The organism is Clostridium tagluense, from assembly GCF_003865095.1.
Lineage (GTDB): Bacteria > Bacillota > Clostridia > Clostridiales > Clostridiaceae > Clostridium_AD > Clostridium_AD tagluense.
In genome coordinates, this window is the sequence record NZ_BHYK01000007.1 from 88064 (window position 1) to 100820 (window position 12757).

The following is a 12757-nucleotide window of genomic DNA, read 5'->3' on the forward strand; positions in this document are numbered from 1 at the left end:
ATTTGAAGGGAATGATAAGCAACATGAATAGTGAATTAGTAATAGCTTTGGTTGGAAATCCTAACTGTGGTAAAACGAGTACATTTAATGAATTAACTGGTTCTAAGCAGCATGTGGGTAATTGGCCTGGAGTTACTGTTGAAAAAAAGGTAGGTAAACTTAACTTTGAAGGTAGAAATGTAACGGTAGTGGATTTACCAGGAATCTATAGTTTGGGTGCCTATTCAGAGGATGAAGTGGTGGCTTGCAACTATATATTAAAGGATAAGCCAGATGTGGTAGTTAATATTATTGACGCTACTAATATTGAAAGAAATTTATATCTCACAATGCAACTGCTGGAGACAGGAGCAAAGGTTATTTTAGTTTTAAATATGATGGATGAAGCAAATAGCAAAAATATTCGTATTGATACAATGAATTTATCTAAATTATTAGATATACCTGTTATTGAAGCCATTGCCACAAAGGGTGAGGGAGTTAAAGATATCATAAAGGAAGCCCTGAAAATTAATGAATCAGGAAAAGCTAGTAGTTATAAAATTCAATATGGTAAGGATATTGAAAAGGAAGTTCACATTTTAAAAGAAGCTACTTATAAAGCGTCCACGGCCCTTGGATATCCAACTGAATGGACAGCTATAAAACTTTTAGAGAATGATGCCTATGTTAATAAGGGTTTACAACAAAGAGATGATTATAAGACAATAAGTAGTTCATTAGAAAAAAGTATTGAAAGGTTAACAGCTGTTATAGGATATGAACCAGACGCTTTTTTAATAGATAAAAGATATGAGGCTATTAGCGGATTTATAAATAAATGTGTAAAAAGAGAAGAAGTTAGAAATGAAAGTACATCTGATAAAATAGATAAAATTATTACAAACAAGTGGCTTGGAATTCCTATATTTGCAGCTATTATGTTTTTTATGTATCAAGTTTCTATAACCTTTGGAAATGAATTCTTAGGAGGAATATTAGATCAAGGCTTTGGAGCAGTAGGAGCGTGGCTTGCAACTACCTTAAGTAATATAGGGGCACCAGAATTATTAACTTCCTTTTTAACAGATGGAATTATAGGTGGAGTAGGTGCGGTACTTGTTTTCTTTCCAATGATTTTAACCATGTATTTTCTTATAGCCTTACTTGAAGATAGTGGATACATGGCAAGAGCAGCTTACGTAATGGACAGACTTATGAATGCTGTGGGTCTTCATGGAAAGACTGCAGTATCGCTAATAATTGGTGGCGGATGTAATGTAGCTGGAATAATGTCTACAAGAACATTAGAAAGTAAAAAAGATAGAATGATAGCGATTCTTATAAATCCGTTTGTGTCTTGCCCAGCAAGGCTTGCAGTATATGGGGTATTTGTAGGTGCATTCTTTGCAGATGAAAAATTAGGAGTTTTCAATTTAGGCGGTATTATTATTTTTCTACTATATGTATTGGGAATTGTAGTTGCAATATTATTAGGTAAATTTTTAAGTGATAAAGTATTCAAAGGCGAAGAATCATACTTTGTCATGGAATTACCTCCTTATCGTATACCAACAGCTAAAGGACTTTTAATTCACATGTGGGAAAAATCAGAATCATTCCTAAAAAAAGCGGGTACAGTTATATTAACTGTGGTTATAGTAGTTTGGGTTCTTTCAAACTTACCATTAGGAGTTCAAGCTGGAAGTGTGGATAGTATTTTAGGGGTAATAGGCTCATTTATAGCACCAGTATTTACTTTAGCTGGTTTTGGTAATTGGCAATCAGCAGTAGCTCTTATTACTGGGTTTGCTGCAAAAGAAGCAGTTGTTGGAACTCTAGGTACAATATATGGAGTTACTGGTGAAGGTGCATCTCTTACAGCAGCAATACAGCAAGCTTTCACACCTCTTTCAGCGCTTTCTTTTATGATAATGACTTTGCTATATGTACCTTGTGTAGCTACAATAGTTGCAGTAAGAAAAGAGACAAATTCAAAAAAATGGGCATGGATAGTTGTAGCCTATACTACTATAATTGGTTGGGTATTAGCAGTTTTAGTATATCAATTAGGGAAATTGTTAGGATTTAACTAAGTCTATAAAAAAATACGGTGTAAAAATAATTTTTTCTAAGCGTTCATGGGTACACATAGAAAATAATATTCATAATTAAATTAAGGAGATATGAAATGTTTAGAAAATTGTTACCTAGATTTAGAGACAAAGAAATATATCACGACATAATTGAAAGTTTAGTAACAGCTCTTGAAGCAAAGGATAATTATACAAGTGGTCATTCAGAAAGAGTTGCATCCATGAGTTATGAACTTTCAAAAGGCTTTGGAATTAAAGGAAGTGAACTTCAAAACATACATATAGCAGCGCATCTACATGATATAGGTAAAATAGGAGTTCCGGATAAAGTCTTAAATAAAAATGGGAAGTTATTGCCTCACGAGTGGGAATATATAAAAATGCATCCTAAAATAGGTTTTAATATTTTAAGCAAATCAAAAAGATTAAAGTATATAAGCAAAATTGTTCTTTATCATCATGAAAGATGGGACGGTAAAGGGTATCCAGAAGGACTATCTGGAATTACTATACCACTTGGATCAAGGATAATTGCAGTATGTGATTCAATTGATGCTATGACATCTGAAAGGCCTTATAGAAAAGCTATGGGTTTTGAAGAATGCATTAATGAAATAACTATTAATACAGGACTAATGTTTGATCCTGTGGTAGTCCAATATATAGTAGACAACATGAATACTGTAAGAAAGTTTTTGGATTCTAAAAACGCTCAAGTATAAGATACGCTTATATTTATAAAGGTAATAGGATATGGGTGCTAATAAAATATTTTGTTTATTAGACAAGATTTAACGACATCGCAGATGATGATTTTTAGGAAAGGGAAGTGGTAAAATGTTGATTAAAATATTAAAGTCATTGGCTAAAGGTGGCAGATACTCAAATAAATTAATGGCTATAGAATTAGGAGTAGATGAAAGTTTAATTGAGCAGATGATAGATAAGCTTTTACATATGGGATATATTGAAAAAGAAAAAATTAATAGTTGTGGAGATGGGTGTGGTTGCTGTTCTAGTAAAAAGAGTTGTGGCTCAGGTAGTAAAAGCATAGATATTAACATATGGAAAGTTACAGAAAAAGGTAAGAAAGCAATATGCAACTAAATGTGTGGGTTGTTATTAAAAGCTTAAAAATATTTTGAATGCAAAATTAATGGAGGGTGTTTTATGAAAATAGAAGAGTTAAGTAAATTTTTAAAGATTGTAGATGATTATGATGACCTGGAATACCTATTTTCAGTAATAATACGTAATGCGGCACCAACTATAAGAAAACATAAGACGTCCTCTTTAATTAATTTCAGTAATAGTAATAGAAATTTAAATAATATATGGGAAAAATATAAAAATGAAGTGAAAGATAAACTAGATGTTGATTACTTTGAATTGAAAAAGGATACAACAAATACCTTTGTATTATTTTATAATAAAGAAAAGATTAATCTAAGTATAAGAGATAAGAAAAACATGGAATTCTTAAAGAGATTTGGATACAAGGAAAATATGGATATTAAGCAATGCTTGTCGCTTTTAGGGGAAAGATTCCAATATATGTGCCCTCATGAAATTGGGGTTTTTCTAGGATATCCTATAGAAGATGTGACATCCTTTGTTGATTATCCCAATACTAAATGTAAAATGGTAGGCTATTGGAAAGTATATCATGATATTGAAAGTGCAGAAGTTATTTTTAGTAAGTATGATGAAATAAAGCATTCTATTATACAATTAATGATGAGAGGTATGAAACCCACAGAACTATTAAATCATCATCTGCGATGCTGCAATTAACGACTTCAGAAGGAAATTTACCCCCTTGTAGGGCTCTGGAGTAGATAACAATTCTCAATTGTTATCCCCCCAGTGAAGTTTTCTATTTGGTATAGCTTCTAACTCCCACTTATAGAAGTGGGAGACTTTCCTTCTGAAATGTCGTTAAAGAAAAATACATTGAATTTAGTAACCATCTAAGCTCTTGATTTATCAAGAGCTTTTTTGATTTAAATAAATAAGTTATTGAGATTAGGTAATCAACATTTTATGTATGTTAATCCATGTGAAAAAAATATATTTGTGATACACTAAGTGTATGAAATTTTATGAGGGGGTAATTATAAATGAATAAAAAAATGCCTGTATTATTTATTGGACATGGTAGTCCCATGAATGCAATTTTAAACAATTCCTATACGGAAGCTATTTGTAAATCAATAGAAAATATACCAAAGCCAGAAGCAATTTTAGTTATTTCTGCCCATTGGGAGACCGAGGGTACGTGCATTACAGCAAGTGATTCGCCTAAACAGATTTATGACTTTTATGGGTTTCCTGAGGAACTGTATAATATTAAATATAACCCAACGGGTGCTAAAAAATATGCCCAGATGGTTGCGACGGAACTTGCAGATTCTAATATTATGCTCACTGAAAAATGGGGGCTGGACCATGGGGCTTGGTCTGTATTAACACATATGTATCCCAAAGCTGATATCCCTGTATTTCAAATGAGCTTAAACAGGTTAGGTGATGCGAACTACCATTATAACCTTGGAAAAAAACTATCTTCCCTTCGCGAAAAAGGAATTTTAATAATAGGAAGTGGAGACATAGTTCATAACTTAAGAATTATGAATTATGAAATGGATGCAAAACCCTTTGACTGGGCATCTGAATTTGATAATTATATTTCAGAGGCTATTGTAAGTAGAATGCATGATAATATTATCCACTATGAAAAATTAGGTAAAAGTGCTGAATTATCTGTACCTACTAAAGAACATTATTTGCCCTTACTTTATATAGCGGGATTGCAAGAAGAATCAGATGAAGTTAATTTTATATATAAAGGTATACAACATAGTTCAATGTCTATGACTAGTATACAAATTGGTTAACAAAAGAAAAGGCTGTAAAGTTATTATAACTTTACAGCCTTTATTATTAAAGTAAAGGGGGACTTTGCTTTAATTTTTAATCTAATAAGTTAACAACTTATTAAGTTATTAACTTATAAATAAATGATAACATAGAATTATGTCGATACAATGAAGAATGTGTAAAGTATCTTTAAATATTAAGAAAATATAATATATCCTAGAGGCAATTTATTTATCATGTATAAGGGGCAATATAGTTAAATAAAAGAAAATGCTGTGAAATGTTACTTCACAGCATTTATTATTAAAGTAAAGGGGGACTTCGCTTTAATTTACTAACCTATAAATGTATATTAACATAAAATTGTTACGGCATTATTAAGAATATGTGTAGTATTTGTTAAATGTATGATATTCATAAGAATATCCTATTTAAACCTAATAATTTGTATATGGAAGAACCTTTATAAAATTTTTTATTTTCTTATTTTTCATGAAAATGACGGTTTCTAAAAAAAAATTATTCATTTTTAGCTTAAAATTTTGATTTATAGATAAATTTATACTATAATAGATAAAACTACTTAAAAAATCAAAAGAAGGAGGGTTAACATATGAAATATATTGTAGTACTAGGAGACGGAATGGCAGATTACCCTATGAAAGAATTAAATAACAAAACACCGATTCAATATGCGAGTACTCCTGCTATTGATTATATGGCAAAGCACGGTATTATAGGTATGGTTAAAACTGTGCCAGAAGGTATGCCTCCAGGCAGTGATACAGCTAATATGGCTGTCTTTGGCTATGATCCCTTTGTATATTATAGTGGACGTTCACCTTTTGAAGCAGCAAGCATGGGAGTCCCTATGCTAGATACAGACATTACCTTTAGATGTAATTTGGTAACTTTATCTGAAGGAGAGCCTTACGCGGAAAAGATTATGCTGGACCATAGTGCCGGTGAAATAACAACTGAGGAATCAGCGGAATTAATAAGGGCACTAAGTGAGTATTTAAGCACTGAGGCAATAAAATTCTATCCAGGTATTAGCTATAGACATCTTATGATATGGGATAATGGGCCATACGAATGGAAGCTTACACCACCACATGATATTCTGGGTAAGAAAGTAAAGGATTATATGCCTAAGGGTTTAAATAGTGAAGTAATTGAAGAAATGACAAAGAAAAGTAGTCAATTTCTATCTCAGCATGATATAAATAAAAAAAGAGTGGCAAAGGGATTAAATCCAGCTAACTCCATATGGATTTGGGGTGAAGGTAAAAGACCTCTTTTATCTAATTTCAATGAAAAATATAATTTAAAAGGTTCAGTGATTTCTGCAGTTGATTTAATAAAAGGCATAGGACTTTGTGCAGGCTTAGATATTATTGATGTTGAGGGAGCCACTGGGAATATTAATACTAATTATATAGGCAAAGCAAAAGCGGCAATGGCTGAGCTTGCAAAGGGAAATGATTTTGTTTATATTCATGTTGAAGCTCCAGATGAATGTGGTCATAGATATGAAATAGAAAATAAATACAAAGCAATAGAATACATAGATAACAAAATAGTAAAGGTTATTAAAGAAGAAATGGATAGATTAGGTGAAGATTATAAAATGATAATACTTCCGGATCATCCAACGCCTCTATCTCTCAGAACACATACAAGTGATCCTGTTCCATTTTTAATATATCAAAGTAATGACGAGAAGGACAATCCTAATGGATGTTATGATGAATTTGTGGCAAAAGATACAGGTCTGTATTTTCCAGAAGGATATAAGCTAATGGATTATTTTTTAAAAGGTATTAGGTAGGAGGAAGTTAATAATATGAAACAAATATATTATAAGAGTACTAGAGGAAATGAAAAGGCCGTAACTTCTGCAGAAGCTATTGCAAGGGGACTTAGCGAAGATGGTGGGCTTTTTGTACCCACATCAATCCCAAAGTTAAACACCAAGCTTAAAGATCTTATGCATATGAATTATAAACAGTTAGCATTAACTATAATGAGAGAATTTTTAACGGATTATAAGGAAGATGAGTTAAAAATGTGTATAGATAAGGCTTATGATGAAAAATTTGATACTTCTATTATTGCACCCCTAGTAAAATATGGTGGAACATATTTTTTAGAGCTATACCATGGACCTACATTAGCATTTAAAGATATGGCATTATCAATACTGCCATACTTATTAAAAACCGCAGTAAAAAAGCTGAATAATGATAAAGAGATGGTTATTCTTACTGCTACCTCTGGGGATACTGGAAAGGCCGCATTGGAAGGATTTGCAAATGTTGCGGGCACAAAGATAATAGTATTTTTCCCAGAGCAGGGTGTAAGTGAGATTCAAAAAAGGCAGATGGTGACACAAACTGGGGATAACACCTTTGTTATAGGTATTAATGGAAATTTTGATGATGCACAAAATGGAGTTAAACAGATGCTTACGGATGCTAATCTTCTAAAAAAATTAGAAGAGAAAAATAGTATGTTTTCATCAGCTAATTCAATAAATATAGGAAGGCTAATACCTCAGGTTGTATATTATTTTTATGCGTATACACAGCTTTGTAATAGAGGGGACATTGAAATAGGGGAGGAGATAAATTTCTCTGTTCCTACTGGTAATTTTGGCAATATATTAGCGGGATATTACGCAAAGAAAATGGGATTACCAATTAAAAAATTAATTTGTGCTTCAAATGAAAATAAGGTTTTATTTGAGTTTATAAATACCGGCATCTATGATAAAGTAAGGGATTTTGTAATTACTATGTCTCCTTCAATGGATATATTGATTTCAAGTAATCTTGAAAGGTTGTTATATTCTATTAGTGGACAAGATGCAGCAGTGATAAAAAACCTTATGGAAGACCTTTCAGTAGATGGTAAATATGAAATTGATAGCATTATGAAAAAAGGGCTAGTAGACTTCTATGGAGGTTACGCAAATGAAGAAGAGACGGCGTATGCAATAACCGAAGTTTATAAAGCTAATAATTATGTAATTGATACACATACAGCAGTTTCCTATGCGGTTTATCAAAAGTATTTAAAAGAGACAAAGGACACTACAAAGACAGTTATTGTATCTACTGCAAGCCCTTATAAATTCACACCAGATGTTATGAAATCAATAGATGCAAAATATGTAGGATTAAATGACTTTGAATTAATAAAGCAGCTGAGTAGAATGACGAACATTGATATTCCAGCAGGCATAGTGGATTTAGAAAAGAGACCTGTGCTTCACAAAACTAAATGTGCAAAAAATGAAATGCAAATGCAAATAGAAAAGATACTTAACATATAAAATTATAAAACAGTAAGGGGCATAAATTATGGAAGTTATAGTTGCGAAATTCGGTGGAAGTTCATTATGTGATAGTGAGCAATTCAAAAAAGTAAAAGATATTGTTTTGTCCGATAATAGGCGGGCCTACGTTGTACCATCAGCTCCGGGTAAGCGAAACAGTGGTGATTATAAAATCACAGATCTTTTATATTTATGTCATGAACATGTGGAAAAATCACTACCCTTTGATGAATTATTTAAATTAATTGAAGGAAGATATACTATTTTATGTAGTGAATTAAATCTTTCCATAGATATTTTAAAGTATTTAAGAGAGCTTAAGGAAAAAATAATTAATGGAGCTTCGCAAGAGTATGTAGCAAGTAGGGGGGAGTATTTTAATGGTTTAATACTCGCTGAATATTTGGGGTATGAATTTATTGATGCTGCTGAGATTATTGTTTTTAAGAAAAGTGGACGTTTGGACGAGAAAGCAACCTATGATGCTGTAAATAAGCGATTATCAGTGGTAAAAAAAGCAGTAATACCAGGATTTTATGGTGCTTCTAGAGATGGTGAAATAAGGACCTTCTCAAGAGGTGGCTCAGACATTACAGGAGCAATAATTGCTAAGGGTGTATGGGCGCTAGTTTATGAAAACTGGACAGATGTATCAGGTTTTTTAATGGCAGATCCTAATATCGTGAGTAACCCCAAACATATTGAAGAGGTAACCTATAAAGAACTTAGGGAACTTTCATATATGGGTGCAAATGTTTTTCATGAAGAAGCAATTTTTCCTGTTAAGAATAATGGAATTCCAATAAATATAAGAAATACTAATAATCCCTTAGAGAAGGGAACTACTATTTTAAATGATAAATTAGAGGTTAAGGTTGGAAAGATTACAGGTATAGCAGGAAAAAAAGATTTTACAGTTATAGCAATTGAAAAAACTCTTATGAACAGGCATATAGGATATTTACGAAGGATTCTCTCAATTCTTGAAAATAATAATGTAGCTTTCGAGCATATACCATCGGGGATAGATTCAGTTTCATTGGTAATTGACGATGCGGAGCTGGACAATAAGCTGGATATAATATTAGAAGAAATTGAAAATCAATGTAAACCAGATTCATTAATAGCCTATCCTAATATGGCCTTAATAGCAGTAGTTGGAGAAGGCATGATAAAGACTAAGGGAATATCTTCTAGATTATTTAGTGCCTTATCAAAAAATGATATAAATATTAGAATGATAAATCAAGGATCTAGTGAGCTCAGCATCTTTGTTGGTGTAGAAAATGAGGATTTTGAAAATGCAATTAGGGCTGTGTATAAGGCCTTTGAGAATTAATAATCAGTTGATTTTCTGTAATAAATTCAACTACTAGGGGGAAAGCGATATGGAAAAGGTAAAGATAGCGATTTTAGGTTTTGGCAATGTTGGCACAGGCGTTTGGAAAATACTTAAGGAAAATAAAAAAGAAATAATGAAACGTTCTAATTACGAAATAGAGGTAGCTAAAATACTAGTAAAAGATATAAATAAAAAAAGAGATATTGCTATATCTAAGGAAATATTAACAGACAATATTGATGATATTATTAATGATGAAAGTATTAAAATCGTGGTTGAACTCATTGGAGGACGCGGTGAAGCAAAGCAATATATGATACGCGCTATGAAAGCTAAAAAGCATATTGTAACTGCTAATAAACTAGTTATTGCAAACTGGAGCGATGAATTATTTAAAATAGCTGAGGAGGAAAAGGTTTTATTTTATTATGAGGCAAGTGTGGCTGGTGGGATTCCAATAATACGAGAAATTAATGAGAGTCTTACAGCCAATAGAATTCAGCAGATAATTGGAATTATAAATGGAACAACTAATTATATATTAAGTAAAATGACTAATGATGGAATCGGCTTTGAGGAAGCATTAAAAGAGGCACAGGAAAAAGGTTATGCTGAAGCAGATCCGACATCTGATGTAGATGGCTATGATGCGGTGTATAAGCTTGCTATAATGGCATCATTATCCTTTGGAACTAAAATTAATCATGATGCCATTTATAGAGAAGGAATAAGAAGTATTAGTTCACTGGATATAGAATATGCTAAAAAATTTGGCTATACAATAAAATTACTGGCAATAGCAAAGGAGGAAAATAGTAAATTAGAGCTAAGAGTACATCCAACTCTAATACCCTCAAATCATCCTATGGCAAATGTAAATGATGTCTTTAATGCCATTATGATAAAAGGCAATGCAGTGGGAGAACTAATGTTATATGGAAGAGGAGCAGGAGATTTGCCAACTGGAAGTGCAGTTGTAGGTGATATAATATCCATATTAAGAAACAATGTAAAGCCAGCGGACATAAGTGAAGTAAGCGAGGAATCTAATTTTAAAGAAATAAAAAAACCAGAAGAAAATGAAGCGGAATTCTATATTAGACTTAATGTTAAAGATAGAGCAGGAGTTTTAGGAGATACAGCAAAAATTTTTGGTGAAAACAATGTTAGCATTATATCCATGACTCAAGATGTAAGCCGTGAAGATGATGTACCACTAGCATTTATTACTCATAAAAGTACAGAAAAGAATATAAGAAATTCCCTTGAAAAAATAAAATCACTAGAAAATGTAAACAGAGTTGAAAGTATAATAAGGATAGAGTCATTTAATTAAAGAAATTAAAAACAAAAGTTGGTAATTATATTACCAACTTTTGTTTGCTAATTTTTCAAAAGTAATTTTTTGACAAACGACTCTAGTATGTTATACTATTTATATTAAAAAAGGATCAAATTAATATTTATTGAATATTGATAGTTAAAGGAATGAATAGCATTTTTAGAATCGCAAATAGAATTAAAGAATAGACAAATTAATATATAAAGTAGGTGAAAGTATGGAATTTATAACCAGTGGTGAAAAAATTAAAAACTTGAGAAAAATTCTTGGAATAAGACAGGAAGAATTAACGTCAATAGGTGTATCTAGAAACTTTATCAGCATGGTTGAAAATAACAAAAGAAAACTAAGCTTAAAAACTGCAGAATTGCTTATAGAAATATTTAAATCAAAATCAAAAGAAATTGGGACAGATTTAGATATAGATGAAAAGTATCTACTAAAAAGTCCACAGGAGGAAGCTATAGAATATTGCAATGAAAAAATAAATGATACCTTATACATGGATGAAATTGATAATTTAATTGATGTATGCAATCGGTATAGTTTGTTAGATATCTTATCAACATTGTATGTAAAGAAAGGAAATATATTATATAGCCGTGGTAAATGTAGTGAAGCATTTACTTATTATTATGATGCTTTAATCTTTTATAATAGTATTAATAGTATAGAAGAAAAAGCTTTTCTTTACAATAAATTAGGCAGATGTAGATTGCAAATGTTGGAGTACTTTGAAAGCTTAAGTTTTTTTACAAAGGCATACAATTTATCAATTATAGGAAATTACAGACTAGTTGAAAGGAATTCGCTATATAATATGGCACTAGTATATAAAAAACTAAACAAAATAGATGATGCGCTTGAGCATATAAACAAGTACATAGATATATGTGATTATGATATAGATTTTTTCGATATAATCGATGCTAGAGTTTTGGAAGCAAACTGTTATTTTTCTAAAAATAAGTACGATAAATCTATACAAATTTATAAAGAAATGTTAAATAAAAAGGATCAATTAAGATATCCAATGTTAGGAAATATATATAATAATTTAGCATTAGCATATTTAGAAGTAAATGATTGTGAAAATTCATTGTTTTATTTTGATAAATCACAAGAACTAAGAGAAGTAAGTGATAAATCTAAATTGCATCGTACTTTAATAGATAAGTCTAATGTGTTTATAAAAAATAAAATAGTGAATGAAGCTACAAATCTTTTAACAAAAGGATTTGATATGTCAGTTGCGTATAAGGATTTAGAGTATACAATATCGAGTTTTAATATGCTTGAAAAAATATATATAGATTTATGTGATAACAAGAGGTTAATTTACTTATACGAAGAAATGTTAGACATATTGAGTTCTAGAGAGAATATCCAATCAGTACTATTGATTTATATTAAAATATCAAATAAGCTAGCACTTGTAAATATTGAAAATAATGACATGGAAAAATGTAAGAATAGATTAAAAACTTTGAATAAATTAATAAATATGTAACTGATTTTACAAGGGATATGGTTTCATATTACAATTTATGTTATAATATACTTAAATGTAATGCTTACATTATATTAAAAAGGGGGGCGTAATATGAATAAAAAATTTTTAAGAAATATGATTTGTTGTATTATTTTAGTTGCGGCAGTCTCGGCGTTTGGAATGATAAAAACTATGACTACAGATGATCCAGATTCTAAAGGATTTAATATTACATCAGTACGTAACGTATAAACATAGGTATTTAAGGTAGAATTTAAAAATTTTG

11 protein-coding genes are annotated in these 12757 nt (G+C 30.9%); all 11 read left to right on the forward strand.

All coding sequences use genetic code 11. The features are described 5' to 3' along the window. Positions 1 to 23: 23 nt before the first annotated feature. The 11 genes from feoB (at position 24) to Ctaglu_RS25750 (ending at position 12723) form a co-directional block, all read left to right on the forward strand. Positions 24 to 2075 (forward strand): ferrous iron transport protein B, encoded by a 2052-nt coding sequence (gene feoB, locus Ctaglu_RS08040; protein ID WP_125000055.1) that lies wholly within the window; start codon positions 24 to 26, stop codon positions 2073 to 2075. 95 nt (positions 2076 to 2170) lie between these two features. Next, the gene (locus Ctaglu_RS08045; RefSeq protein WP_124999840.1) at positions 2171 to 2797 is read left to right on the forward strand and encodes an HD-GYP domain-containing protein; all 627 of its coding nucleotides are present in this window, start codon (positions 2171 to 2173) and stop codon (positions 2795 to 2797) included. A 115-nt stretch (positions 2798 to 2912) separates the two neighbouring features. Continuing rightward, positions 2913 to 3182, forward strand: coding sequence for a FeoC-like transcriptional regulator (locus Ctaglu_RS08050; RefSeq protein ID WP_124999842.1), 270 nt, complete (start codon positions 2913 to 2915; stop codon positions 3180 to 3182). Positions 3183 to 3245: 63 nt separating this feature from the next. Further along, the gene (locus Ctaglu_RS08055) at positions 3246 to 3869 is read left to right on the forward strand and encodes a DUF3793 family protein (RefSeq protein ID WP_124999844.1); all 624 of its coding nucleotides are present in this window, start codon (positions 3246 to 3248) and stop codon (positions 3867 to 3869) included. A gap of 326 nt (positions 3870 to 4195) precedes the next feature. Then, positions 4196 to 4972, forward strand: coding sequence for a 4,5-DOPA-extradiol-dioxygenase (gene ygiD / locus Ctaglu_RS08060; protein ID WP_124999846.1), 777 nt, complete (start codon positions 4196 to 4198; stop codon positions 4970 to 4972). 596 nt (positions 4973 to 5568) lie between these two features. After that, positions 5569 to 6786, forward strand: coding sequence for a cofactor-independent phosphoglycerate mutase (locus tag Ctaglu_RS08065; protein WP_124999848.1), 1218 nt, complete (start codon positions 5569 to 5571; stop codon positions 6784 to 6786). 15 nt (positions 6787 to 6801) lie between these two features. Further along, positions 6802 to 8292: a threonine synthase gene (gene thrC, locus Ctaglu_RS08070; RefSeq protein WP_124999850.1), complete on the forward strand. Its 1491-nt coding sequence runs from the start codon at positions 6802 to 6804 to the stop codon at positions 8290 to 8292. Between the two features lie 28 nt (positions 8293 to 8320). Then, a complete protein-coding gene (locus Ctaglu_RS08075; RefSeq protein WP_373861666.1) occupies positions 8321 to 9634 on the forward strand; it encodes an aspartate kinase in 1314 nt (437 codons plus the stop codon). Between the two features lie 49 nt (positions 9635 to 9683). Then, positions 9684 to 10973, forward strand: a complete 1290-nt coding sequence (locus Ctaglu_RS08080; protein ID WP_124999854.1) for a homoserine dehydrogenase — start codon at positions 9684 to 9686, stop codon at positions 10971 to 10973. Positions 10974 to 11196: 223 nt separating this feature from the next. Continuing rightward, entirely contained in the window at positions 11197 to 12489 is a 1293-nt protein-coding gene (locus Ctaglu_RS08085) for a helix-turn-helix transcriptional regulator (protein WP_124999856.1), read from the forward strand. A gap of 93 nt (positions 12490 to 12582) precedes the next feature. Further along, entirely contained in the window at positions 12583 to 12723 is a 141-nt protein-coding gene (locus Ctaglu_RS25750) for a hypothetical protein (RefSeq protein WP_207669454.1), read from the forward strand. The last annotated feature ends 34 nt before the right edge of the window (positions 12724 to 12757 follow it).